A 23,751-nucleotide genomic window follows, 5' to 3' on the forward strand; every position below is an offset into this window, starting at 1 on the left:
CCTACATGCGCTCGCACCTGCTCAACGACACCACCGCGGAGCAGTACCGCCGCTCCGTGACCGAAGGAGTCGAGCGGGTGGCCGCCAAACTCGCCGCCACCGACAGGCCGTTCACCGGCGTCAGCGTCGACGCCCTCGCTCCCCGCATCGACGAGATCGACCTCGACCAGCCGCTGCACGACACCGCCGCGGTGCTCGACGAACTGGAGGAGGTCTACCTCCGGGACGCGATCTACTTCCACCACCCCCGCTACCTGGCCCACCTCAACTGCCCGGTCGTCATACCGGCCGTGCTCGGTGAGGCCGTCCTGTCCGCCGTGAACTCCTCGCTGGACACCTGGGACCAGTCGGCCGGCGGCACGCTCATCGAGCGGAAACTGATCGACTGGACAAGCGAGCGCATCGGCCTCGGGCCGGCCGCCGACGGCGTGTTCACCTCCGGGGGCACCCAGTCCAACCTCCAGGCGCTGCTGCTGGCCCGCGAGGAGGCGAAGAGCGACAGCCTCGGCACACTGCGCATCTTCGCCTCCGAGGTCAGCCACTTCAGCGTGAAGAAGTCCGCGAAACTGCTCGGACTCGGCCAGGACGCAGTCGTCTCGATCCCCGTCGACCACGACAAGCGCATGCAGACCGTCGCCCTCGCCCGCGAGCTGGAGCGCTGCAGGAAGGACGGCCTGGTCCCCATGGCCGTCGTCGCCACCGCCGGCACCACCGACTTCGGCTCCATCGACCCGCTGCCCGAGATCGCCGAGCTGTGCGAGCAGTTCGGCACCTGGATGCACGTCGACGCCGCCTACGGCTGCGGCCTGCTCGCCTCCCTGAAGCACCGCGACCGCCTGACCGGCATCGAGCGCGCCGACTCGGTCACCGTCGACTATCACAAGTCCTTCTTCCAGCCGGTGAGTTCCTCCGCCGTGCTGGTCCGCGACGCGGCCACGCTGCGCCACGCCACCTACCACGCCGAGTACCTGAACCCGCGCCGCATGGTGCAGGAACGTATCCCCAACCAGGTGGACAAGTCCCTGCAGACCACCCGCCGCTTCGACGCCCTCAAACTGTGGATGACCCTGCGGACCATGGGCGCCGACGGCATCGGGCAGCTCTTCGACGAGGTGTGCGAACTGGCCCGCGAGGGCTGGCGGCTGCTCGCCGCCGACCCGCGCTTCGACGTCGTGGTCGAGCCGAGCCTGTCCACGCTGGTCTTCCGCTACATCCCGGCGGACGTCACCGACCCCGCCGAGATCGACCGGGCCAACCTCTACGCCCGCAAGGCCCTGTTCGCCTCCGGAGACGCCATCGTCGCGGGCACCAAGGTCGCCGGTCGCCACTACCTGAAGTTCACCCTGCTGAACCCCGAGACGCAGGCGTCCGACATCGCCGCCGTCCTCGACCTGATCGCCGGCCACGCCGAGCAGTACCTGGGAGAGTCCCTTGACCGCGCGTCCTGACAACCCGACCAGAACCCATGATTTCGTGGGCATCGGGCTCGGCCCCTTCAACCTCGGCCTGGCCTGCCTGACCGAGCCCATCGCCGAACTCGACGGCGTCTTCCTGGAGTCGAAGCCCGACTTCGAGTGGCACGCGGGGATGTTCCTCGACGGCGCCCACCTCCAGACCCCGTTCATGTCGGACCTGGTCACGCTCGCCGACCCGACGTCGCCGTACTCCTTCCTGAACTACCTGAAGGAGAAGGGCCGGCTGTACTCGTTCTACATCCGCGAGAACTTCTACCCGCTGCGCGTCGAGTACGACGACTACTGCCGCTGGGCCGCGAACAAGCTGAGCAACATCCGCTTCAGCACGACGGTGACGGAAGTCCGCCACGAGGACGACGTCTACGTCGTGCACACCGAGGCCGGAGACGTCTTCCGCGCCCGCCACCTCGTCCTCGGCACGGGCACCCCGCCCCACATCCCCGAGGCCTGCCAGGGCCTGGGCGGCGACTTCATCCACAACTCCCGTTACCTGCAGCACAAGGCCGAGCTGCAGAAGAAGGACTCGATCACGCTGGTCGGCTCGGGCCAGTCCGCCGCCGAGATCTACTACGACCTGCTCAGCGAGATCGACGTCCACGGCTACCGGCTGAACTGGGTCACCCGCTCCCCGCGGTTCTTCCCGCTGGAGTACACCAAGCTCACGCTGGAGATGACGTCCCCGGAGTACGTCGACTACTTCCGCGACCTGCCCGAGGCCACCCGCTACCGCCTCACGGGCGAGCAGAAGGGCCTGTTCAAGGGCATCGACGGCGACCTGATCAACGAGATCTTCGACCTGCTCTACCAGAAGAACCTCGGCGGTCCCGTGCCCACGCGGCTGCTTACCAACTCCTCGCTGAACAGCGCGGTGTACGAGAACGGCACGTACACGCTCGGCTTCCGCCAGGAGGAGCAGGAGAAGGACTTCGAGCTGACCTCCGAGGGCCTGATCCTGGCCACGGGCTACAAGTACGCCGAGCCCGAGTTCCTGAAGCCGGTCCGCGACCGCCTGGTCTACGACTCGCGGGGCAACTTCGACGTGGCCCGCAACTACGCCATCGACGTCACCGGCCGCGGGATCTTCCTCCAGAACGCCGGCGTCCACACCCACAGCATCACCAGCCCCGACCTGGGCATGGGCCCGTACCGGAACGCGTACATCATCCGCGAGCTGCTCGGCACCGAGTACTACCCGGTCGAGAAGACGATCGCGTTCCAGGAGTTCACCGTATGACCTTCACGTTCCGCCCCCTCGACCCGCTGAAGGACGCCCGTCTCCTGCACTCCTGGGTCACCCACCCCAAGGCCGCCTTCTGGATGATGCAGGACGCGAAACCGGAGGACGTCGAGCGCGCCTATCTCGAGATCGCGGCCGACGAGCACCACCACGCCGAGCTCGGCCTCCAGGACGGTGTCCCCGTCTTCCTGATGGAGAAGTACGACCCGGCCCACCGCGAACTGGTGGGCCTGTACGAGCCGCAGCCGGGTGACATCGGCATGCACTTCCTCACCCCGCCGACCGACACGCCCGTCCGCGGCTTCACCCGGTCCGTCATCACCGCCGTGATGGCGCACCTCTTCGAGGACCCGGCGGTGCAGCGTGTCGTCGTGGAGCCCGACGTGGACAACAAGGCGGTCCACGCCCTGAACGAGGCCGTCGGGTTCGTACCCGAGCGCGAGATCCAGAAGCCGGAGAAGCGCGCGCTGCTCAGCTTCTGCACGCGCGCACAGTTCCTGGCCGCCCGAGGAGTAGCCGTATGACCCTGTCCGACGCCGTAGCGCATCTGTCCCCCCACCGCTGGGCGCGGGCCAACCGCCTCCTGATCCGCAAGGCCCTCGCCGAGTTCGCGCACGAGCGGCTCATCACGCCGGAGGCCACCGGTGACGGCGAGTACGTCGTCCGCAGCGACGACGGCCTGACCCGGTACACCTTCAGGGCCACCCGGCGCGCCCTCGACCACTGGCAGGTCGACGCGGACTCGATCACCCGCCACCGCGACGGTGCCGAGCAGCCGCTGGCGGCCCTGGACTTCTTCATCGAACTGCAGAAGTCCCTGGGCTTGAGCGACAGCATCCTGCCGGTCTACCTGGAGGAGATCTCCTCCACCCTCTCCGGCACCTGCTACAAGCTCACCAAGCCGCAGCTCACGGCGGCCGAGCTCGCCCGCGGCGACTTCCAGACCATCGAGACCGGCATGACCGAGGGCCACCCCTGTTTCGTGGCCAACAACGGACGGCTCGGCTTCGGCATCCACGAGTACCTGTCGTACGCCCCCGAGACGGCGAGCCCGGTCCGGCTGGTCTGGCTCGCCGCGCATCGCTCCCGTGCCGCGTTCACGGCCGGTGTCGGCATCGAGTACGAGTCGTTCCTGCGTGAGGAGCTGGGCGCGGAGACCGTCGAGCGCTTCCACGGCGTGCTGCGCGACCAGGACCTCGACCCGGCCGACTACCTCCTGATCCCCGTCCACCCCTGGCAGTGGTGGAACAAGCTCACGGTCACCTTCGCGGCCGAGGTCGCGCGGAAACACCTGGTGTGCCTGGGCGAGGGCGACGACGAGTACCTGGCCCAGCAGTCCATCCGCACCTTCTTCAACACGACCAGCCCCGAGAAGCACTACGTGAAGACGGCCCTGTCCGTCATCAACATGGGCTTCATGCGCGGTCTTTCGGCCGCCTACATGGAGGCCACTCCGGCGATCAACGACTGGCTGGCCCAGCTCATCGAGGGCGACCCGGTGCTGAAGGCCACCGGCCTGTCGATCATCCGCGAGCGCGCCGCGGTCGGCTACCGGCACCTGGAGTACGAGAAGGCCACGGACCGCTACTCGCCGTACCGCAAGATGCTCGCCGCGCTGTGGCGGGAGAGCCCGGTGCCGTCCCTCCAGCAGGGCGAGTCGCTGGCCACCATGGCGTCCCTGGTCCATGTCGACCACGAGGGTGCGTCGGTCGCGGGCGCGCTGATCGAGCAGTCGGGTCTCACCCCGACGGAGTGGCTGCGCCGCTACCTCCAGGCGTACTTCACGCCCCTCCTGCACAGCTTCTACGCCTACGACCTGGTCTTCATGCCGCACGGCGAGAACGTCATCCTCGTGCTGAAGGACGGGGTCGTGCAGCGGGCGATCTACAAGGACATCGCCGAGGAGATCGCCGTCATGGACCCGGAGGCGGTGCTGCCGCCGACGGTCGAGCGGCTGCGGGTGGAGGTCCCGGAGGACAAGAAACTCCTGTCGATCTTCACGGACGTCTTCGACTGCTTCTTCCGCTTCCTCGCGGCGAACCTCGCCACCGAGGGCATCCTGGAGGAGGACGACTTCTGGCGCACGGTCGCGGAGGTCACCCGCGCCTACCAGGAGTCGACGCCCGAACTCGCCGACAAGTTCAGGCAGTACGACATGTTCGCCCCCGAGTTCGCCCTCTCCTGCCTCAACCGCCTCCAGCTCCGCAACAACGAACAGATGGTGGACCTGTCGGACCCGTCCGGCGCCCTCCAGCTGGTCGGGAACCTGAGGAACCCGATCGCGGAGTTCTGACCCCACGAACAGGCGGGCACCCCGGAGTACGGTCCTCCGGGGTGCCTGTCGTTTCAGGGTCACGGGAACCGCGCGCCCTTTTCCGGGGGCGCGGGGAACTGCGCGACCAGCCCCCACGCCCCCGCAGACGCATCACCGACCGCCGGAACCCCACGGCACCTGCGGCGACCGGTACCACTCGATCCCCAGGGCGTTCCACCGCTCAGCCTGCGCGGCAAGCCGCACCTTGTACCGCTCCCAGTCATGCGAAGCGGCCGGCGACCACCCCAGCTCGGCCACCCCCGGCAACCGCGGGAACGCCATGTACTCGATGTGCCCGGAGTTCTCGAGTGTCTCCGACCACATCGGCGCCTCGACGCCCTTCACGGCCCCGCCCGGCACCCCCGGCAGATACGCCCCGGGATCCCAGTCGTACGACCGCTTCACCTCGACATACCCCGCCCAGGACAGCCCCAGCGGCGTCTCCTTCGTGTACTTCATGTCGAGATACACCCGGTCGGCCGGGGACAGAATCAGCCCCGTCCCGTTCTGAGCGGCCTTGGCGACCTGTGCCTTCTCCTCGGCACTGGTGCCGTCGAGCCCCCAGTACTGCGCGAGAGCGTCCCGCGCCGGCGTCGCCCCGGTGAGCTGGTGCCAGCCGACCACCGTCTTGCCGTACTTCGCGACGACCGGCTGCACCCGGTCCATGAACTTCACGTAGTCCTCGTGGCTGGTGGAGTGCGCCTCGTCGCCGCCGATGTGCAGGTACCTGCCCGGCGTGAGTGCGGCGAGTTCGCGGATCACGTCGTCCACGAAGTCGTACGTGATCTCCTTGCCGACGCACAGCGAGCTGAAGCCGACCTCGGTGCCGGTGTAGAGCGGGGGTGCCACGCCGTCGCAGTTCAGGTCGGCGTACGAAGCGAGAGCGGCGTTGGTGTGACCGGGCATGTCGATCTCGGGCACGACCTCCAGGTAGCGGGAGGCGGCGTACCGCACGATCTCCTTGTACTGGGCCTTGGTGTAGGAGCCGCCCGGGCCGCCACCGACCTCGGTCGATCCGCCGTAGGTCGCCAGTCGGGGCCAGGAGTCGATGGCGATGCGCCAGCCCTGGTCGTCGCTGAGGTGCAGATGCAGCTTGTTGACCTTGTAGAGGGCGAGCTGGTCGATGTAGCGCTTGACCTGCTCGACGGTGAAGAAGTGCCGGGAGACGTCGAGCATGGCACCGCGCCAGCCGTAGCGCGGGGTGTCGGTGACGGTGCCGCCCGCGACGAGCCAGGGGCCGGGCTGGACGGTGTCCTTCTCGACGGCCGCGGGGAGCAGCTGGCGCAGGGTCTGCACGCCGTGGAAGAGGCCGGCGGGCCGCGCCGCCGTGATGGTGACGCCCTTGCGGCCGCTGTCGAGGCGGTAGCCCTCGGCACCGAACGGGCCGTCGGCGATGCGGAGCCGGATGCCTCCGGTGCCATGGGCGGTGACGGGGAGGCGGTAGCCGGTGGAGGGGCGGAGGATCTTCGCGAGGTACTCGCCGACGCGGCGGGTCTCGCGGGAGTCGTCGACGCGGATGTGGGTGCCGCGGGTGATCCGATAGGGAGGCCCGCCCGGGGCGGCCGAGACGGGCGCGGGGATCACGCGGTCGAGCGGGGTGGGCGATGCCGCCGTCGCGGGGGCGGCTCCTGTCACGGAGACGCCCGTCGCGGCCAGCAGCAGGGAACCGAGAAGGCGAAGCGCTCTCACAGAAACGTCCCTTCCATGAGCCATTGAGCTCCAAGAGGTCTGGACCACTCTCTCGTGAGACCGGTGGAACAATCCACCCCATGGCGAAAAGCGTCCAGAAGGACGGTGCGTGGGGAGGTCGATCCGCTCACATGCCCGAAAGCGGGCAGAATTCTTGCGAAACTCTCGCCGGTGGCTCAGGATCTACCAGGTGCACGACGAACTCGTTGATCATCTGACGCGGTCCAGCCCCCTCAGCCGGGGCGAGGCGCTGCGTGTGATCCAGGACGTGCTCGCCTACTTCGACGAGACGACCGAGGAGTACGTCCGTCGCCGCCACCGTGAGCTCCAGGCCCAGGGCCTGGTCAACGCGGCGATCTTCGAACGGATCGAGGCGGACCTCAAATACCGCGCGGTGGCCCCGCCGGAGCTCTCGCTCCGGCAGCTGCGGCGCATCGTCTACGGCTAGGAATACGGATCTATGTGCGGAATCGTCGGTTACATCGGGAAGCGTGACGTCGCTCCCCTGCTCCTTGAGGGCCTGCAGCGCCTGGAGTACCGCGGCTACGACTCCGCGGGCATCGTCGTCACCTCCCCGAAGACGTCCGGCCTGAAGATGGTCAAGGCCAAGGGACGCGTCCGCGACCTGGAGGCCAAGGTCCCCGCCCGCTTCAAGGGCACGACCGGCATCGCCCACACCCGCTGGGCCACCCACGGCGCCCCCTCCGACGTCAACGCCCACCCGCACCTGGACGCCGAGGGCAAGGTCGCCGTCGTCCACAACGGCATCATCGACAACGCCTCCGACCTGCGCCGCAAACTGGAGGCGGACGGCGTCGAGTTCCTCTCCGAGACCGACACCGAGGTCCTCACCCACCTCATCGCCCGTTCGCAGGCGACCAAGCTGGAGGACAAGGTCCGTGAGACCCTCCGGCTGATCGAGGGCACGTACGGCATCGCCGTCATGCACGCCGACTTCCCCGACCGCATCGTCGTCGCCCGCAACGGCTCCCCGGTCGTCCTCGGCATCGGCGAGAAGGAGATGTTCGTCGCCTCGGACATCGCCGCGCTGGTCGCCCACACCCGCCAGATCGTCACCCTCGACGACGGCGAGATGGCCACCCTGAAGGCCGACGACTTCCGCACGTACACCACCGAGGGCACCCGCACCACCGCCGAGCCCACCACCGTCGAGTGGGAGGCCGCCTCCTACGACATGGGCGGCCACGACACCTACATGCACAAGGAGATCCACGAGCAGGCCGACGCCGTGGACCGCGTGCTGCGCGGCCGCATCGACGACCGCTTCTCCACCGTGCACCTGGGCGGTCTCAACCTCGACGCCCGTGAGGCCCGGCGCATCCGCCGTGTGAAGATCCTCGGCTGCGGCACCTCGTACCACGCGGGCCTGATCGGCGCCCAGATGATCGAGGAACTGGCCCGCATCCCCGCCGACGCCGAGCCCGCCTCCGAGTTCCGCTACCGCAACGCGGTCGTCGACCCCGACACCCTCTACGTCGCGGTCTCCCAGTCCGGCGAGACCTACGACGTGCTGGCCGCCGTGCAGGAGCTCAAGCGCAAGGGCGCCCGGGTCCTGGGCGTGGTGAACGTGGTCGGCTCGGCGATCGCCCGCGAGGCGGACGGCGGCATCTACGTGCACGCCGGGCCCGAGGTCTGCGTCGTCTCCACCAAGTGCTTCACCAACACCACGGTCGCCTTCGCCCTGCTCGCCCTCCACCTCGGCCGCACCCGCGACCTGTCGGTCCGCGACGGCAAGCGCATCATCGAGGGCCTGCGCAAGCTGCCCGCCCAGATCGCCGAGATCATGGAGCAGGAAGAGGACGTCAAGAAGCTGGCCCTGCAGTACGCCGAGGCCCGCTCGATGCTCTTCATCGGCCGGGTACGGGGCTACCCGGTGGCCCGCGAGGCCTCCCTGAAGCTCAAGGAGGTATCCTACATCCACGCGGAGGCCTACCCCGCCTCCGAGCTCAAGCACGGCCCCCTGGCCCTGATCGAGCCGGCCCTCCCGACGGTGGCGATCGTCCCCGACGACGACCTCCTGGAGAAGAACCGCGCGGCCATGGAGGAGATCAAGGCCCGCAGCGGCAAGATCCTCGCGGTGGCCCACCAGCACGAAGAGAAGGCCGACGAGACGATCATCGTCCCGAAGAACGAGGACGAGCTGGACCCGATCCTGATGGGCATCCCGCTCCAGCTCCTCGCCTACCACACGGCGTTGGCCCTGGGCCGTGACATCGACAAGCCCCGCAACCTGGCCAAGTCCGTGACGGTTGAGTAAGTGACTCTCTTCTAGGGGCGCGAGGAACTGCGCGAGCAACCACAGCGCACCCGCACCGGTCGAACAAGAGGACGGACCCCCAGGTGATGCCACCCATCACCGGGGGCCCGTCAGAACGCCGGGGCCGCCCAACGCCCCGACGTCGGCTGCCCTTTCAGCCGGTGGCCGTCACACCTCGGCCGGCAGCACGTCGCGGAAGAACGGTCGGCCAGTGCGCCAGCACCGCGGTCGCGGCGTACCAAGCCACCGCTCCCGAAGCCACGGCGAACCAGCCACCCACCTTGGTGAGCCCGTCGCCACCGGCGAACTCGGCGACCGCCATGAGCAGCAGCGCCACGAAGAACAGCCCGTACATCGCCTGCCCGAGCTGATCCCCACCGGCCAACGTCAGAGACAGTGCCACCAGGGCGAACAACAGCAGGAACAGCCCGGCCTCATTGCCGGAGGCCACGTCGGACACGGCCCACGTGAACCACAGCGCCCCGAGCGCCGAGAAGGCCGTGCCACCGGCGGCGTCGCCCTCCCGGAGGGCCATCAGCCCGGAGACGAAGAGCGCGATACCGCCCACGTACTGGGCGATTGATCCGGCGTCAGCGGCTGACACACCGTCGAGCACACCGGTGTGCCCCAGCCCGAAGGCCAACAGGGTGATTCCGAGGGCGAGTCGACCGACCACGGTCGTGATTCCGATTCCCGCGGAGACGTCTTTGTCCACGGCGGGCTCCCTTCGTGCATGTGCAGTTGTGCGGTGCCCGCTATATGCCCTTCACAAGGGCACAAACACCTCTACGCGTGAGTAGGTTCACGCACTGCACAAGGGGAGTCGCTCTCAGGGAATGACGACGACGGGCCGCTGTGCCCGCTTGGCGAGCCGCCCGGCGACCGAACCGAAGATCCGGCCCACGATGCCGTTGGTCGACCCGACCACGATCGCGTCGGCCTCGTACTCGCGGCCGACCTCCTCGAGCTCGTGACAGATGTCCCCGCCACGCTCGACCAGGATCCAGGGCACCTCGGTGAGGTAGTCCGCACACGCCAGCTCCAGTCCGAGCACCTCGGTCCGGTGGTCCGGCACGTCCACGAAGACGGGCGGCTCGCACCCCGCCCACACCGTGGTCGGCAGCCGGTTGGCGACGTGCACGATGATCAGGCCCGACCCGGAGCGATGGGCCATGCCGATCGCGTACGCCAGGGCGCGCTCACTGGAGGTGGAGCCGTCGAAGCCGACGACGACCCCGTGCTTGAAGGCGGGATCGCAGGAATGACGTGGCTCTTCCGCCGCCAGGGGCTCGGCCGCCGTGGGATCGGCGACGGGCCGCTTGCGGTCCGCGGGTTCGAAGAATTCGTGACCGGCCATGGCTGTCTCGGCGTTGTGATCCTTTATGGGTGGGCCCGCGAGCGGAGCTCGCTGACGGATGCAGCAGGTGCGGCTGAGCTGTGTCCGGGAATGGTCTTCCCAACCCCATACCCCCAAGGGTACGGCGGCACGCCTCCTTAACCCAGACCACGCCCGCCGTGCGTGCGGGTTCCAGGGAGCATGCACGAGGCGACGCCCGTAACGCAATGGTTGCTGCGCTGTACAGGCGGTTTGCACAGGATTCACTTACCCGTGGGGGCGATCGGGTCGGACAGTGACCTGTCCTGCGGCCGAGCGTTGAACACCGCGAGTCACGCCAAGGGAGCACGCATGTCCGGACCTCGCCCCTCCTCCGAGGCGAACCGCGTGAACCGCGTGACCCCGCCGCCGCGGGACACCGCGGGGGACGTGGTCCGCTGGGCGGCCTTCAGCTGCCTGCTCGTCCCGGTCGTGCTCCTGGTGTACGGCACCTCGCCGGGCGGCGCCGCCGGCACGGCCCTCGGACTGGCGGCCGTCACGGGCGCCTGCCGGGTGCTGCTGCGCCAGTCGGAGCGCGGCGCGGCCCGGATGGCGGCCGAGGACCGGGCGCCCCACCGCGGCAGGCACCACCGCACCGGAACGGGGTCGCACCGTGGCGGACGGCACACCGGGGGAGATACACCGGTCAGCTGACCGGTTTCCGTGCACGTGCACGGCGGTTTTCAGCCAACTTCTCGCACCTGGGCATGCCCCCTCCGGAGCACCCCCCAACCCCTGTTCGACCTGCACGGAAAGGGCCTCTGGGGCCCTGCGCACCCTACGCGGATTGGCCACCGCGACAAGGCGCACTTCCCTGCCCGTCCCACGAGTGCAACGCTTCGTGATCGAATGCTTCACGCCAAGTTGCCAAGTCGACAATCTGCCGAGTGCCGAACCGGCCAACTCGGCGCGACCGGACACAGTAGATTCGATCTTGACTGTCTACGGCGGGGGACTCGTGCAGGACCGAGGGGAAACGTGCAGGAGCGACACAACCGAGGAGCCGCGACCACCGAGGGGGGCTTAGCAGTTATGAGCCACGACTCCACTGCCGCGCCGGAAGCCGCGGCCCGGAAGCTTTCCGGGCGACGCCGCAAGGAGATCGTCGCGGTGCTGCTGTTCAGCGGCGGCCCCATCTTCGAGAGTTCCATACCGTTGTCGGTGTTCGGGATCGACCGCCAGGACGCCGGCGTACCGCGCTACCGACTGCTGGTGTGCGGGGGTGAGGACGGCCCGCTGCGGACCACAGGGGGCCTGGAACTCAGCGCACCGCATGGCCTGGAAGCGATCTCCCGCGCGGGCACGGTCGTCGTACCGGCCTGGCGTTCGATCACTTCTCCGCCACCTGAGGAGGCGCTCGACGCGCTGCGCCGGGCACACGAGGAGGGCGCCCGCATCGTCGGGCTGTGCACCGGCGCCTTCGTCCTCGCGGCGGCGGGCCTGCTGGACGGCCGTCCCGCGACGACCCACTGGATGTACGCGCCGACGCTGGCGAAACGCTATCCGTCGGTGCACGTGGACCCGCGGGAGCTGTTCGTCGACGACGGTGACGTGCTGACGTCGGCCGGCACGGCCGCGGGCATCGACCTCTGCCTGCACATCGTGCGCACCGACCACGGCAACGAGGCGGCCGGCGCCCTGGCCCGGCGGCTCGTCGTGCCCCCGCGCCGAAGCGGCGGCCAGGAGCGCTACCTCGACAGGTCTTTACCGGAGGAGATCGGCGCCGACCCGCTCGCCGAGGTCGTCGCCTGGGCGCTGGAGCACCTCCACGAACAGTTCGACGTGGAGACGCTGGCGGCACGCGCGTACATGAGCCGTCGTACGTTCGACCGCCGCTTCCGCTCGCTGACCGGCAGCGCTCCGCTGCAGTGGCTGATCACGCAGCGGGTGCTCCAGGCGCAACGGCTGCTGGAGACGTCGGACTACTCGGTGGACGAGGTGGCGGGACGCTGCGGCTTCCGGTCGCCGGTGGCCCTGCGCGGGCACTTCCGCCGCCAGCTGGGCTCGTCCCCGGCCGCCTACCGGGCGGCGTACCGCGCCCGTCGACCGCAGGGCGAGCGGCCGCAGGACACCGAGAGCGCCCAGGGCGGGCCGGGGGCCGGCGCACCGGTCGGCTACTCGGGGTATCCCGGCCACCCGGGGCATCCCGGTCAGCCGGGCCAGCCATCCGCCTCCGGCCACCCGGAGCACCCCGTCCCGCCCCAGTCCCGCCGTGCGGCTGCGGCCGGCGCGGTCGGGTCGGCCCCGGCCGTGTCCGCGTCGGCTTCGTCCGACAACGGGCGGGAAGCGTACATACCCAGCCGGGCGAGTCTGCCCGGGCAGCGCAGCGCGACGTGAGCCGGTGACCGGGCCCGCGGGGAGAGACCCCCGCGGGCCCGGTCCCTTTTCGGAGCGGGGAGGCCTTGGCCACAAGGTCACCGCACGGTCGGCTCGGCGCCGGGCGGCTCGCCGTAAGGTGAGACGCATGAACGATCGCATGGTGTGGATCGACTGCGAGATGACCGGCCTCTCGCTGTCGGACGACGCGCTCATCGAGGTGGCCGCCCTCGTCACCGACTCCGAGCTGAACGTGCTCGGCGAGGGCGTGGACATCGTCATCCGGCCGCCGGACCGGGCACTGGAGACGATGCCGGAGGTGGTGCGTCAGATGCACACCGCGTCCGGGCTGCTCGCCGAGCTGCCGGGCGGCACGACGCTGAAGGACGCCGAGGACCAGGTCCTGACGTACGTGCGGGAGTTCGTCAAGGAGCCGGGCAAGGCCCCGCTGTGCGGCAACTCCGTCGGCACGGACCGCGGGTTCCTGCTGCGCGACATGCCGACACTGGAGGACTACCTCCACTACCGGATCGTCGACGTGTCGTCGATCAAGGAGCTGGCCCGCCGCTGGTACCCGCGGGCCTACTTCAACAGCCCGCAGAAGAACGGCAACCACCGCGCGCTCGCCGACATCCGCGAGTCGATCGCGGAGCTGCGCTACTACCGTGAGGCCGTCTTCGTCCCGCAGCCCGGGCCCGACTCGGACACCGCGCGGACGATCGCCGCGAAGTACGTTCTGCCAGGCCAGTAGGCGTGACAGGGGACCGTCGGGGGGCGCTGGGAAAGGCGTGCGCGAGCACCCCTTCGGACCCTGTACACTTTTTCTCGGCCGGTCGGAGACAGCACTGATCTCCAAGCCGGTCATGGTGGGTGTAGCTCAGCTGGTAGAGCACCTGGTTGTGGTCCAGGATGCCGCGGGTTCGAGTCCCGTCACTCACCCTCTTTTGAGAGGCCGGGGGCTGCGTGAACGCAGCCGCCGGCCTCTCTCGTTGTCGGCCTCAGCCAACGCGACCGAGACGCTCTGCCGACACCGCCTCCTGCGTACGACCTGTCCGAGGGACGAGGCCACGAACACCGGCAGCACATGCCCAGAACAGGAGAGGAAAGGCGGCGACCCGCTCCATACCTCCCATGCCGAGACCGAGGTAGTGGTGGGAGAGGAACAGCCCGAAAGCCGTGACCGCCGTGACGCCCAGCAAGCTGGTGCCCCACCGCAACGGGGCGGGAACGTGGTCCGCCAGGGCCAATCCCGCCAGTGCTACACCGATGTTGCCCGTCGCCATGATGAGAAAGGCGCCCAGGACGTGCTGGTCCTCGTTGACGTCCGCGGGAGCCAGACCGGCCAGCACGAATCCCACGCCGGCACCAGCGAGCAGCAGCCGCGCCACGGCCGCGGCGGGGCCTCTGCGCCACAGGGCACCGCCGGTCAGGACGGCGCCGACGACGAGCAGTGCTCCCAGAGTGATGAACGACGCGTTCATCAGGTCGTGATCGGGAGAGCAGATATAACGCGGCTCGGGCTCTGGCTGCAGGGCACAGTGCACGTTGCCCAAGTCGCTGATGTTGTTCCGTGCCCAGCTGTACGGTCTCGCCCAAGCCGACTCGGCGATGACGTGGATGACGAGGAACTGCACCACGCCCACGATCCATGCCGAGTACCCGATCCGGACTCTCACCTGTCCACCTTCCGTCACGTGAATCCCGTGCGGACAGCCGATCATGCGGCGCCGGGCTCAGGCATTCCGGCAAGCCCCCCGGAACAGGGTGGGGCAGACCCTACGACAGCCGTCGGCGCGATGGTTCGTCCCCGACGTGGAGACCCTGCGGCGCTGCCTGGACCTCAGTGCACCGACCGCGGTCATGCCGCTGCCTGCTCCCGCGGGGCGTGAACCGTGCGCTGGCGCCGGAGATGCCCGTCACGACGACGACCGCGCCACCAGCTCCGTGGCCAGGACCACCTGGCGCCGGTCGAGGCCCCGGGACGCCAGGGGACGGCGGTCGGCGACCTCGGTGAGGAGGAGGTCTATCATCCGGCGGCCCATCTCCTCGATGGGCTGGCGGACGCTGGTGAGCGGCGGATCCATGTGGCGGGCTATGGCGGAGTCGTCGTAGCCGACGAGCGCCACGTCGTCGGGAATGCGGCGCCCCGCCTCGCGCAGCGCCTGACGGGCGCCGGCCGCGGTGACGTCGGAACCGGCGAAGACCGCGTCCAGGCCGGGGTGGCGCTCCAGCAGCGCCCGCATGGCACCGTGGCCGCCCTCCTCCGTGAAGTCGCCCGCCTCGATCAGCGCCTCGTCCGCTCCGAGGCCCGCGTCCCGCAGGGCGTCGCGGTAGCCGTCGATGCGGCGCTGGGCGCCGTAGACGTCGAGGCGGCCGGTGATGTGGGCGATCCGGCGGCGACCGCGGGACAGCAGGTGCTCGACGGCCTGACGGGCGCCGCCGTAGTTGTCCGAGTCGACCGACGGCAGGGTCTCCGCCGAGGACCGCGGGCCGCTGATCACCGCCGGGATCTCCAACTGCGCCAGCAGGTCCGGCAGCGGGTCGTCCGCGTGGACCGAGACCAGCAGCACACCGTCCACCCGGTGGGCGGCCAGGTACTGGGCGAGCCGCTGCCGCTCCCGGTCGTTGCCCGCGAAGATCAGCAGCAGCTGCATCTCCGTGTCGGAGATCTCGGCTCCGACGCCCTTGAGCATGTCCGAGAAGTACGGCTCCGCGAAGAACCTGGTCTCCGGCTCGGGCACCACCAGCGCGATCGCGTCCGTGCGGTTGGCGGCCAGGGCTCGGGCCGCCGTGTTGGGAACGTAGCCGAGTTCCGCGACGGCGGCCTCCACCGCCGCCCGGGTGGCGTCGCTGACTCTCGGCGAGCCGTTGATCACCCGGGAGACGGTGCCGCGGCCCACACCGGCGCGCGCCGCCACCTCTTCGAGGGTGGGCCGGCCACCGCTTCGGCCCCGCGCTCCGTGGCTTGCCATGGGCTCCGCCTTCCCGTCCACACCCGCACTCTGCGGCTGGCCTGGAATTTAACAGGCTCGCCGATGGAAGTGACCGCTGCCGAGGGCTGCCGCCCCCGGCGTTCCGCTTCCACCGGCCGAGCCGGACCGACTGGCTGGATACCGTTGTCCCGGTCCGCAACCAGCACCGGTGCGAGTCCAGTTAACAGCCCGATAACTGAACGCATATCTCGCCGTCTGGTCCCTTGACACCCCCGCTCCGACCCGCGACCCTTCAACACATCACTGGTGGGAGCGCTCCCACAGTACCTGACACATACACAACCCGCACGTTCCCCGCCCGAGCCGCAGCGAGCAAAAACGGGTCCAACAATGCAGTTGGCCGGGGGGTCGGCACGTCAGGGCAACAGGAGGACGACATGCGAGCACGCATCCGAACCGCCCGCAAGGCGATGGTCCTCGCGGCCGTCGCGTCGCTGGGCGCCGGGCTGCTGGCCGGCTGTGCCGACGACGGTGGCAGCGACAACGGCTCGTCGGGGGACGCCGATGGCAAGACCGTCATCAAGCTGGGGCTCTTCGGCACCTTCGGGTTCAAGGAGGCCGGTCTCTTCGCCGAGTACGAGAAGCTCAACCCGAAGATCAAGATCGAGGAGAACGTCACCCAGCGGAACGAGAACTACTACCCCGCGCTCGTCAACCACCTCACCACCGGCGCGGGCCTGATGGACATCCAGGCCGTCGAAGTCGCCAACATCGCCGAGGTGGTGGCCACCCAGGCGGACAAGCTCGAGGACGTCTCGAAGGCGCCCGGCGTGAAGCCGGACAACTGGCTGGACTGGAAGTGGAAGCAGGCCACCACCCAGGACGGCCGGACGATCGGCCTCGGCACCGACGTGGGACCGGTGGCCATCTGCTACCGCAAGGACCTCTTCGAGAAGGCCGGGCTGCCCACCGACCGCGAGGAGCTGGCCAAGCGGTGGGCCGGCGACTGGGAGAAGCTGGTCGAAGTCGGCCGGGAGTACCAGAAGAACGCCCCCAAGGGCACCACCTTCATGGACACCCCCGGTGGCCTGATGAGCGCCATCCTCGGCAGTGAGAAGGTCCGCTTCTACGACGAGTCCGGTGAGGTCATCTACAAGGACAACCCGGTCGTCAAGAAGTCCTTCATGCTGACCGCGGAGGCCGCCAAGGACGGGCTGGTCGGCTCCCTGCCGCAGTTCCAGCCGGACTGGAACGCCTCGGTCGCCAACAGCAAGTTCGCCGCGATCGCCTGCCCGCCGTGGATGCTCGGCACGCTCAAGGAGCACTCGAAGCCGGATGCCAAGGGCAAGTGGGACGTGGCCGTCGCGCCGAAGTCCGGCAACTGGGGCGGCGCCTTCCTCACCGTGCCGAAGAGCGGCAAGAACGTGAAGGAGGCCCAGAAGCTGGCGGCCTGGCTGACCGCCCCGGAGCAGCAGACGAAGCTGTTCAAGGTGCAGGGCAACTTCCCGAGCGCACCCGCCACGTACACCACACCCGAAGTCACCGGCGCGAAGAACGAGATGACGGGTGACGCGCCGATCGGCGAGATCTTCGCCGAGGCGGCGAAGACGAACCCCGTCCAGGTCATCGGCCCCAAGGACCAGGTCATCGGCTCCAGCCTGAACGACAACGGCCTCGTCCTGGTCACCAAGGGCACCTCCCCCGCCAAGGCGTGGGAGACGGCCGTCAAGACCATCGACAACAAGCTGGAGAAGTGACCGGTATGGCCACCCGGCACGACACCGCCGCGCCCCCCGACAAGGAGGGGGGCGCGGCCCCGGCCCGCCCGCGCTCCGGCGCCGTGACCGCCGACGCGGACGCGGACGCGAAGAAGCGGGCCCGGCTGTCCCGCCGCTGGCAGCGGGACGTGCGCTGGAGCCCGTACGCCTTCGTGTCGCCGTTCTTCCTGCTGTTCGTCGCGTTCGGCCTGTTCCCGCTGGTGTACACGGGCTGGGCCTCGCTGCACCAGGTGGAGCTGACGGCGCCGACCGACATGAGCTGGGTGGGACTGCGCAACTACACCCGGATCTTCGACGACGACTTCTTCTGGAACGCGGCGGAGAACACCCTCGTCATCGGCATCATCTCGACCGTTCCGCAGCTGCTGATGGCGATGGGCATCGCCCACATCCTCAACTACAAGCTGCGCGGCTCGACCTTCTACCGGGTCGTGATGCTCGCCCCGTACGCGACCTCGATCGCCGCCGCCGCGCTGGTGTTCGCGCTGCTCTTCGGCCGCGACTACGGAATGATCAACTGGATCCTGCACCAGGTCGGCATCGGCGAGATCGACTGGCAGAACGACAGATGGCCGTCGCAGATCGCCGTCTCGACGATCATCATCTGGCGCTGGACCGGCTACAACGCGCTGATCTACCTGGCCGCGATGCAGGCCATCCCGCAGGAGCTGTACGAGTCGGCGGCCCTGGACGGGGCCAACCGCTGGCAGCAGTTCTTCCATGTGACGCTGCCGTCGCTGCGGCCGACGATCCTGTTCACCTGTGTCGTGTCGACGATCGGGGCCAGCCAGGTCTTCGGTGAGCCGCTGCTGTTCGACGCGACCAAGGGTGCCTCCGGTGGCGCCGAGCACCAGTTCCAGACGCTGGGCCTGTACCTGTACGAGCAGGGCTGGGTGAACCAGCACCTGGGGCGGGCCTCGGCGATCGCCTGGTCGATGTTCCTGATCCTCATCGTGGTCGGAATCGTCAACTACGTCATCTCGCGCCGGCTGCGCGCCAGTCATTAAGGAGTTCCGGCCGTGACGACGACTGTGACGAAACCCCCGGCCGACGCGGTGCCCGCACCGCAGAAGCGCACCCGGCGCCCCAAGTCCGCGCGGGCGGGCGGGCAGCTGCACGCCGGGCCGATCGCGTACGTGATCCTGGCCCTGTTCACCCTCGGCTCGCTGTTCCCGCTGGTGTGGACGGCGATCGCCGCCTCCCGCGACAACAACCGGCTCTCCCAGTCCCCACCGCCGCTGTGGTTCGGCTCCGGCCTCTTCGACAAGCTCGAGATCGCCTGGAAGGAGGCCAACCTGGGTGAGGCGTTCCTCAACACCACCATCGTGGCCGGCATATCGGCGGTGACCATCGTCGTCCTGTCGACGATCGCCGGTTTCGCTTTCGCCAAGCTGCGCTTCAAGGGCCGCAACGCCCTGATGCTGATCGTCATCGGCACGATGATGGTGCCGCCGCAGCTCAGTGTGATCCCGCTGTACATGATGGTCGCCAAGCTGGACTGGACGGACCAGCTGCAGGCGGTGATCTTCCCGTCGCTGGTGAGCGCGTTCGGCGTGTTCTTCATGCGGCAGTACCTGATCCAGGCGCTGCCGGACGAGATCATCGAGGCCGCCCGGGTCGACGGGGCGAGCAGCTGGCGCGTGGTGTGGCACGTGGTGTTCCCGGCGGCGCGGCCCGCGATGGCCGTGCTGGGCATGCTGATGTTCGTGCAGACCTGGAACGACTTCCTGTGGCCGTTCCTGGTGCTGACCCAGATGGGCAACCCGACCGTGCAGGTCGCGATCGCGGGTCTGGGCCGCGGCTACACTCCGGACCAGTCCCTGATCATGGCGGGCGCGCTGCTGGGCACGCTGCCGCTGCTGCTGGTGTTCGCGATCTTCGGCAAGCAGATCGTGGGCGGCATCATGCAGGGCGCCGTCAAGGGCTGACGCCCTGTCCGAGGGGGCCGGGTCAGCGCCGCTCCGGCCCCTCGTCCTCCCCTCCCCCCCTCCTCTCCCCCTCCACCGTCGCCTCTCCACGACTCCAATGGGAGCGCTTCCATGCCTGACTCCGAAAAGCCGGCCACCCCGGTGACCTTTCCTCCCGCCTTCCTCTGGGGCGCGGCCACCTCCGCTTACCAGATCGAGGGTGCGGTGCGGGAGGACGGCCGTACGCCCTCGATCTGGGACACGTTCAGCCATACGCCGGGCAAGACCGAGGGCGGCGACACCGGTGACATCGCTGTCGACCACTACCACCGGTACCGCGAGGACGTCGCGATGATGGCGGAGCTGGGCCTGGGCGCCTACCGCTTCTCCGTCTCCTGGTCGCGGGTGCAGCCGACGGGGCGCGGCCCGGCGATCCAGAAGGGTCTGGACTTCTACCGCCGGCTGGTCGACGAGTTGTTGTCCCAGGGCATCAAGCCGGCCGTCACCCTCTACCACTGGGACCTCCCGCAGGATCTGGAGGACGCGGGCGGCTGGCCGGAGCGCGACACGGCGCACCGCTTCGCCGAGTACGCGCAGATCGTCGGTGAGGCGCTCGGCGACCGCGTGGAGCACTGGATGACGCTCAACGAGCCGTGGTGCAGCGCGTTCCTGGGCTACGCCTCGGGTGTGCACGCCCCGGGCCGTACGGACCCGGCGGCCTCGCTGCGTGCCGCGCACCATCTGAACCTGGCGCACGGGCTGGGGGCGTCGGCGCTGCGGTCGGTGATGCCGGCCCGCAACCAGGTGGCGATCGCCCTCAACTCGGCGGCGGTGCGGCCGCTTTCGCAGGACCCGGCGGATCTGGCCGCGGTCCGCAAGATCGACGACCTGGCCAGCGGGGTGTTCCACGGGCCGATCCTGCACGGCGCCTACCCGGAGTCGCTGTACGTGGCGACGGCCGGCGTCACGGACTGGGAGTACGTCCTGGACGGTGATCTGGCGCTGATCAACCAGCCGTTGGACGCGCTCGGCCTGAACTACTACACGCCGTCGCTGGTGTCGGCGGCGGACCCGAAGGCGAAGGGGCCGCGCGCGGACGGGCACGGGGCGAGCGAGCACTCGCCGTGGCCGGGCGTGGACGACGTGGCGTTCCACCAGTCTCCGGGGGACCGCACCGAGATGGGCTGGACGGTCGACCCGACCGGCCTGCATGAGCTGATCATGCGCTACACGCGTGAGGCGCCGGGGCTGCCGCTGTACATCACCGAGAACGGCGCGGCCTACGACGACAAGGTCGACTCGGACGGCCGGGTGCACGATCCGGAGCGTGTCGCCTACCTCCACGGCCACCTGTCGGCGGTCCGCCGCGCGATCGCCGACGGCGCGGACGTCCGGGGCTACTTCCTGTGGTCCCTGCTGGACAACTTCGAGTGGGCGTACGGCTACGGCAAGCGTTTCGGCGCGGTGTACGTGGACTACGCGTCCCTCGAACGCACCCCGAAGACGAGCGCCCGCTGGTACGGGCGGGCGGCGCGGACGGGGACGTTGCCGGAGGTGGAGGCGGTCTGACCTACGGGGGCGGGGGGACGGGGCGCGGCACGCTCAGGGGAGTGCCGCGCCCCGGCGGCAGGCCCCGGGTCAGAGGGTGCCGGGAGAGGCGAGCCACTGGGTCGGCTGCCCGGTGACCGAGGCGATGGTCTCGAAGTCGTTGTCGTAGTGCAGCAGGGTGAGCCCCTGAAGCTCGGCGGTCGCGGCGACGAGCAGGTCCACGGCGCCGGCGGACCGGTGCCTTCCGTTCTCGGTGAGTTCTCGTTGCACATCCCACGCGCGGGTCATCGCCCGATCATCCAGGGGGGCCCAGCCGAACAGCGCGTCCAGATCCTGGACCAGCTCGACCCGGTCCTCGGCGTTCCTGGCGCTGTACAGAAACTCGACCTCGGTCAGCGGGCACCGCGCGAGCAGCCCCTCCTTCAGGGGCTTCTCCCAGAGTCCCCGGGCGGGCTGCTTCAGGACGCGGACCAGGGCGCTGGTGTCAATGAGGTAGGTCGCCGCGCTCATCGACGGTAGTTCTCTTTCTCCAGCAACACGTCAAAGTCGCCGGCGTCCGCCCGTGCCGCGAGCCGGGCCAACGCGAGGGCCCGCTTCTTGCGCTCGACGCCTTCCTTGAGAGCGGCGTTGACCGTGTCCTTCTTGGTCTTGGTCCCGAAAGCCATGGCCGCCTCGGCCAGCAGTTCCTCGTCGATGTCGATCAGCGTCTTGGCCATGGCGGACCTCCTGGATATCCGATCGGGATTCCAGTATATCCGTCAGCCGGTCAGCACGCGCTGGATGCCGGGGCCGGAGCTCAGTCCTATGCGGCGGTCGGCCTGCGGGGCCGCCCGCGCCGCAGCCGCCGGTGTCCCCGGTTCACCGGCGTCCGCCCGTCGAGCTGGATCCAGATCCGTATCTCGGTCCCGCCGAGCACCGAGGAGCCGATCCGTACGTCCCCGCCGGTCGACTCCGCGAGCCGGCGCACGATGTCCAGGCCGAGCCCGGTCGAGCCGTCGCTCCCCGAGCCGCGGCCCCGGGCCATCGCGGCCTCCGGGTCGGGTATGCCCGGGCCCGCGTCCGACACGAGGACGATCACCGCGTCCTCGCCGTTGTGCACGTCGACCGCGAAGGCCGTGCCCTCCGGGGTGTGCCGGAAGACGTTGCCGAGCAGCGCGTCGAGGGCGGCGGCCAGGTCGGCGCGGGCCACGGGTATGCGCACCGGCCGGTCGGCCCCGGCCACCCGCCACTTGCGGCCCTCGTCCTCCGCGAGTGCCGACCAGAACGCCATCCGTTCCCGGACGACCTCGGCCGCGTCGCACCCGGCGCCCGGACCGGCCGCGGCCGTCTGCGGTTTGGACTCACGGGCCGTACGGATGATGGTGTCGACCTCGCGCTCGAGCTGCTCGACCGCGGTCCTGGTCTGGTCGGCGGCCGGCCCCTCGCCGAGCGAGGCGGCGTTGAGCCGCAGCACGGTCAGGGGTGTGCGCAGCCGGTGGGACAGGTCGGCCGCCAGCTCCCGCTCGTTCGCCAGCAGTTGGACCACCTGGTCGGCCATCGAGTTGAACGCGACCGCCGCGAGCCGCAGTTCGGTCGGGCCCTCCTCGCGCACCCGGGCACCGAGCCTGCCCTCCCCCAGCTCGTGCGCCCCTTCGACCAGGCGCTTGGCGGGCCGGACCATCCGCACACCCAGCCGGTCGGCGACCGCGACCGAGCCGAGGATCAGCGCGACACCGACCGCGGCGAGTACCGCCCAGGCCGTCCCCACGCCGTTGGTGACCTCGGACTCCGGCACGTACACCTCGACCACCGCGATCTCGCCGGTGCTGAGCGCGACCGGCTGGAGCAGCGTCGAGCCGCCCGCGACGCCGGTGGTGGAGGCGCGGCCCAGCTTCCGCACGGCCGCGATGTCCTCGCCGGCGGCGCGCTGCCGCCCGAGCGCGAGGGCCTCCTGGCCGCCCCCCGCCGGGATGTGCACGGCCATTCCGGCGTCGGAACCGGCGGAGGCGACGACCCGTTGGAGCTGGCCCCGGTCGGTGGTGATGGACAGGGCCGGGGCGACGGCGGCGGCCTCCCGCTCGGCATTGGAGAAGGCCCGGTCCCGGGCCAGCTCCCGGATGACGAGCCCGAGCGGCACCGCGAAGGCGAGCACGACCATGGTGGTCACCGCCAGCGACACCTTGACCAGGGCCCACCTCATCGCGGCGCCTCCGCCCCCGGCGGTTCCAGCTTCACTCCGACACCCCGAAGGGTGTGCAGATAGCGCGGGTTGGCGGCGGTCTCGCCCAGTTTCCTGCGCAGCCAGGACAGATGGACGTCGATGGTCTGGTCGTCGCCGTAGGACTGCTGCCACACCTCGGCGAGCAACTCCTTGCGGGGGACGACGACTCCGGGCCGGCGGGCCAGGAAGGCGAGCAGGTCGAACTCGCGGCGGGTGAGGTCGAGCCGCGCGCCGTCCAGCTCGGCCTGGCGGCGCAGCGGGTCGACGGTCAGGCCCCCGACCCGGATCACCGGGGACGGCGCTCCCTCCGCCGCGCCGGAGCGGGCGCGGCGCAGTACGGCCGCCATCCGGGCCGACAGGTGCTCGACCGAGAACGGCTTGGTCAGGTAGTCGTCCGCGCCCGCGTTCAGCAGCCGGACGATCTCCGCCTCGTCGTCGCGGGCCGTGGCGATGATCACCGGTACGTCCGTGACGCCGCGCAGCATCTTCAGGGCCTCGGACCCGTCGAGATCGGGCAGTCCGAGGTCCAGGATCACCACGTCGAAGCGGACGTGGGCGACCTCGCGCAGCGCTTCCAGGGCCGTCCCGACGCTGCGCACGGTGTGCGAGGCGTCGGTCAGGTGCCGGATGAGCGCCGAGCGTACGAACTGGTCGTCCTCGACCACGAGCACACTTGCCATGCGCCGCACCGTACGCCATCT

At 69.7% G+C, this 23,751-nt stretch carries 22 protein-coding genes and 1 tRNA gene; 14 read left to right on the top strand and 9 right to left on the bottom strand.

What is annotated here, in order from left to right:
• Nucleotides 1–5: 5 nt before the first annotated feature.
• From desA to IE97_RS0118665, 4 genes are read left to right on the top strand one after another with little or no spacing between them, the layout of a single operon-like run.
• Entirely contained in the window at nucleotides 6–1,448 is a 1,443-nt protein-coding gene (gene desA, locus IE97_RS0118650; protein ID WP_030241268.1) for a lysine decarboxylase DesA, read from the top strand.
• Nucleotides 1,432–2,709 carry a lysine N(6)-hydroxylase/L-ornithine N(5)-oxygenase family protein gene (locus IE97_RS0118655; protein WP_030241272.1) on the top strand — a complete coding sequence of 426 codons (1,278 nt, stop codon included), beginning with the start codon at nucleotides 1,432–1,434 and terminating at the stop codon, nucleotides 2,707–2,709. Before desA ends, IE97_RS0118655 begins: the two co-directional genes overlap by 17 nt.
• Nucleotides 2,706–3,236, top strand: a complete 531-nt coding sequence (locus IE97_RS0118660; protein WP_030241276.1) for a GNAT family N-acetyltransferase — start codon at nucleotides 2,706–2,708, stop codon at nucleotides 3,234–3,236. The genes IE97_RS0118655 and IE97_RS0118660 overlap by 4 nt, the downstream gene beginning before the upstream one ends.
• On the top strand, nucleotides 3,233–5,005 hold the full coding sequence (locus tag IE97_RS0118665; protein WP_030241279.1) for an IucA/IucC family protein: 1,773 nt from the start codon (nucleotides 3,233–3,235) through the stop codon (nucleotides 5,003–5,005). The genes IE97_RS0118660 and IE97_RS0118665 overlap by 4 nt, the downstream gene beginning before the upstream one ends.
• A 132-nt stretch (nucleotides 5,006–5,137) precedes the next feature.
• On the opposite strand, the gene IE97_RS0118670 is transcribed toward IE97_RS0118665, so the two are convergent.
• Nucleotides 5,138–6,715, bottom strand: coding sequence for a beta-N-acetylhexosaminidase (locus tag IE97_RS0118670; protein WP_234331830.1), 1,578 nt, complete (start codon nucleotides 6,713–6,715; stop codon nucleotides 5,138–5,140).
• A 190-nt stretch (nucleotides 6,716–6,905) separates the two neighbouring features.
• Between IE97_RS0118670 and IE97_RS0118675 the strand changes: the two genes are divergently transcribed.
• A complete protein-coding gene (locus IE97_RS0118675; RefSeq protein ID WP_030241288.1) occupies nucleotides 6,906–7,163 on the top strand; it encodes a hypothetical protein in 258 nt (85 codons plus the stop codon).
• A 12-nt stretch (nucleotides 7,164–7,175) separates the two neighbouring features.
• Entirely contained in the window at nucleotides 7,176–8,993 is a 1,818-nt protein-coding gene (glmS, locus tag IE97_RS0118680; protein WP_030241292.1) for a glutamine--fructose-6-phosphate transaminase (isomerizing), read from the top strand.
• A gap of 154 nt (nucleotides 8,994–9,147) precedes the next feature.
• Here glmS and IE97_RS0118685 read toward each other — a convergent pair whose 3' ends face one another.
• Together IE97_RS0118685 and IE97_RS0118690 are read right to left on the bottom strand one after the other, a co-directional pair.
• The gene (locus tag IE97_RS0118685; protein WP_030241295.1) at nucleotides 9,148–9,708 is read right to left on the bottom strand and encodes a GPR1/FUN34/YaaH family transporter; all 561 of its coding nucleotides are present in this window, start codon (nucleotides 9,706–9,708) and stop codon (nucleotides 9,148–9,150) included.
• A 114-nt stretch (nucleotides 9,709–9,822) separates the two neighbouring features.
• On the bottom strand, nucleotides 9,823–10,350 hold the full coding sequence (locus IE97_RS0118690) for a universal stress protein (protein WP_030241300.1): 528 nt from the start codon (nucleotides 10,348–10,350) through the stop codon (nucleotides 9,823–9,825).
• Nucleotides 10,351–10,680: 330 nt separating this feature from the next.
• Here IE97_RS0118690 and IE97_RS0118695 point away from each other — a divergent pair, with 330 nt between their 5' ends.
• The 4 genes from IE97_RS0118695 (at nucleotide 10,681) to IE97_RS0118710 (ending at nucleotide 13,623) form a co-directional block, all read left to right on the top strand.
• Entirely contained in the window at nucleotides 10,681–11,022 is a 342-nt protein-coding gene (locus IE97_RS0118695) for a hypothetical protein (protein ID WP_030241305.1), read from the top strand.
• Nucleotides 11,023–11,400: 378 nt separating this feature from the next.
• Nucleotides 11,401–12,705: a helix-turn-helix domain-containing protein gene (locus tag IE97_RS0118700; protein WP_030241310.1), complete on the top strand. Its 1,305-nt coding sequence runs from the start codon at nucleotides 11,401–11,403 to the stop codon at nucleotides 12,703–12,705.
• Nucleotides 12,706–12,832: 127 nt separating this feature from the next.
• Nucleotides 12,833–13,435, top strand: coding sequence for an oligoribonuclease (orn, locus tag IE97_RS0118705; RefSeq protein WP_030241314.1), 603 nt, complete (start codon nucleotides 12,833–12,835; stop codon nucleotides 13,433–13,435).
• A 115-nt stretch (nucleotides 13,436–13,550) separates the two neighbouring features.
• Nucleotides 13,551–13,623: transfer RNA gene (locus IE97_RS0118710), tRNA-His, on the top strand.
• 59 nt (nucleotides 13,624–13,682) lie between these two features.
• Here the strand turns inward: IE97_RS0118710 and IE97_RS0118715 are convergent.
• Nucleotides 13,683–14,360 carry a DUF998 domain-containing protein gene (locus tag IE97_RS0118715; RefSeq protein WP_051705033.1) on the bottom strand — a complete coding sequence of 226 codons (678 nt, stop codon included), beginning with the start codon at nucleotides 14,358–14,360 and terminating at the stop codon, nucleotides 13,683–13,685.
• A gap of 240 nt (nucleotides 14,361–14,600) precedes the next feature.
• Nucleotides 14,601–15,656 (bottom strand): LacI family DNA-binding transcriptional regulator, encoded by a 1,056-nt coding sequence (locus tag IE97_RS0118720; RefSeq protein WP_030241323.1) that lies wholly within the window; start codon nucleotides 15,654–15,656, stop codon nucleotides 14,601–14,603.
• Between the two features lie 398 nt (nucleotides 15,657–16,054).
• Here IE97_RS0118720 and IE97_RS0118725 point away from each other — a divergent pair, with 398 nt between their 5' ends.
• The 4 genes from IE97_RS0118725 to IE97_RS0118740 all read left to right on the top strand — a co-directional run bounded on the left by IE97_RS0118725 (nucleotide 16,055) and on the right by IE97_RS0118740 (nucleotide 20,871).
• Nucleotides 16,055–17,374, top strand: a complete 1,320-nt coding sequence (locus IE97_RS0118725) for an ABC transporter substrate-binding protein (RefSeq protein WP_030241326.1) — start codon at nucleotides 16,055–16,057, stop codon at nucleotides 17,372–17,374.
• A gap of 5 nt (nucleotides 17,375–17,379) precedes the next feature.
• Complete coding sequence (locus tag IE97_RS0118730; RefSeq protein WP_030241330.1) at nucleotides 17,380–18,402, top strand: carbohydrate ABC transporter permease; 1,023 nt, start codon at nucleotides 17,380–17,382, stop codon at nucleotides 18,400–18,402.
• A 12-nt stretch (nucleotides 18,403–18,414) separates the two neighbouring features.
• A complete protein-coding gene (locus tag IE97_RS0118735; protein WP_030241333.1) occupies nucleotides 18,415–19,323 on the top strand; it encodes a carbohydrate ABC transporter permease in 909 nt (302 codons plus the stop codon).
• Nucleotides 19,324–19,434: 111 nt separating this feature from the next.
• The gene (locus IE97_RS0118740) at nucleotides 19,435–20,871 is read left to right on the top strand and encodes a GH1 family beta-glucosidase (RefSeq protein WP_030241339.1); all 1,437 of its coding nucleotides are present in this window, start codon (nucleotides 19,435–19,437) and stop codon (nucleotides 20,869–20,871) included.
• Nucleotides 20,872–20,940: 69 nt separating this feature from the next.
• Here the strand turns inward: IE97_RS0118740 and IE97_RS0118745 are convergent, their stop codons facing one another.
• The 4 genes from IE97_RS0118745 to IE97_RS0118760 all read right to left on the bottom strand — a co-directional run bounded on the left by IE97_RS0118745 (nucleotide 20,941) and on the right by IE97_RS0118760 (nucleotide 23,730).
• The gene (locus tag IE97_RS0118745; RefSeq protein WP_030241342.1) at nucleotides 20,941–21,360 is read right to left on the bottom strand and encodes a PIN domain nuclease; all 420 of its coding nucleotides are present in this window, start codon (nucleotides 21,358–21,360) and stop codon (nucleotides 20,941–20,943) included.
• Entirely contained in the window at nucleotides 21,357–21,566 is a 210-nt protein-coding gene (locus tag IE97_RS0118750; protein WP_030241347.1) for a type II toxin-antitoxin system VapB family antitoxin, read from the bottom strand. The genes IE97_RS0118745 and IE97_RS0118750 overlap by 4 nt, the downstream gene beginning before the upstream one ends.
• 86 nt (nucleotides 21,567–21,652) lie before the next feature.
• The gene (locus tag IE97_RS0118755; protein ID WP_030241350.1) at nucleotides 21,653–23,029 is read right to left on the bottom strand and encodes a HAMP domain-containing sensor histidine kinase; all 1,377 of its coding nucleotides are present in this window, start codon (nucleotides 23,027–23,029) and stop codon (nucleotides 21,653–21,655) included.
• A complete protein-coding gene (locus IE97_RS0118760) occupies nucleotides 23,026–23,730 on the bottom strand; it encodes a response regulator transcription factor (protein ID WP_030241352.1) in 705 nt (234 codons plus the stop codon). Before IE97_RS0118760 ends, IE97_RS0118755 begins: the two co-directional genes overlap by 4 nt.
• Nucleotides 23,731–23,751 lie beyond the last annotated feature (21 nt).

The sequence above is a fragment of the Streptomyces sp. NRRL S-455 genome, from assembly GCF_000717875.1.
GTDB lineage: Bacteria > Actinomycetota > Actinomycetes > Streptomycetales > Streptomycetaceae > Streptomyces.

What these genes read in the sequence shown, in the direction of transcription:
- IE97_RS0118730 (WP_030241330.1), top strand. Translation starts at nt 17,380, where the DNA reads ATGGCCACCCGGCACGACACCGCCGCGCCCCCCGACAAGGAGGGGGGC.
- IE97_RS0118740 (WP_030241339.1), top strand. Translation starts at nt 19,435, where the DNA reads ATGCCTGACTCCGAAAAGCCGGCCACCCCGGTGACCTTTCCTCCCGCC.
- IE97_RS0118745 (WP_030241342.1), bottom strand. Translation starts at nt 21,360, where the DNA reads ATGAGCGCGGCGACCTACCTCATTGACACCAGCGCCCTGGTCCGCGTC.
- IE97_RS0118720 (WP_030241323.1), bottom strand. Translation starts at nt 15,656, where the DNA reads ATGGCAAGCCACGGAGCGCGGGGCCGAAGCGGTGGCCGGCCCACCCTC.
- IE97_RS0118755 (WP_030241350.1), bottom strand. Translation starts at nt 23,029, where the DNA reads ATGAGGTGGGCCCTGGTCAAGGTGTCGCTGGCGGTGACCACCATGGTC.
- IE97_RS0118760 (WP_030241352.1), bottom strand. Translation starts at nt 23,730, where the DNA reads ATGGCAAGTGTGCTCGTGGTCGAGGACGACCAGTTCGTACGCTCGGCG.
- IE97_RS0118695 (WP_030241305.1), top strand. Translation starts at nt 10,681, where the DNA reads ATGTCCGGACCTCGCCCCTCCTCCGAGGCGAACCGCGTGAACCGCGTG.
- IE97_RS0118660 (WP_030241276.1), top strand. Translation starts at nt 2,706, where the DNA reads ATGACCTTCACGTTCCGCCCCCTCGACCCGCTGAAGGACGCCCGTCTC.
- IE97_RS0118750 (WP_030241347.1), bottom strand. Translation starts at nt 21,566, where the DNA reads ATGGCCAAGACGCTGATCGACATCGACGAGGAACTGCTGGCCGAGGCG.
- IE97_RS0118690 (WP_030241300.1), bottom strand. Translation starts at nt 10,350, where the DNA reads ATGGCCGGTCACGAATTCTTCGAACCCGCGGACCGCAAGCGGCCCGTC.
- orn (WP_030241314.1), top strand. Translation starts at nt 12,833, where the DNA reads ATGAACGATCGCATGGTGTGGATCGACTGCGAGATGACCGGCCTCTCG.
- glmS (WP_030241292.1), top strand. Translation starts at nt 7,176, where the DNA reads ATGTGCGGAATCGTCGGTTACATCGGGAAGCGTGACGTCGCTCCCCTG.
- desA (WP_030241268.1), top strand. Translation starts at nt 6, where the DNA reads ATGCGCTCGCACCTGCTCAACGACACCACCGCGGAGCAGTACCGCCGC.
- IE97_RS0118665 (WP_030241279.1), top strand. Translation starts at nt 3,233, where the DNA reads ATGACCCTGTCCGACGCCGTAGCGCATCTGTCCCCCCACCGCTGGGCG.
- IE97_RS0118700 (WP_030241310.1), top strand. Translation starts at nt 11,401, where the DNA reads ATGAGCCACGACTCCACTGCCGCGCCGGAAGCCGCGGCCCGGAAGCTT.
- IE97_RS0118725 (WP_030241326.1), top strand. Translation starts at nt 16,055, where the DNA reads ATGCGAGCACGCATCCGAACCGCCCGCAAGGCGATGGTCCTCGCGGCC.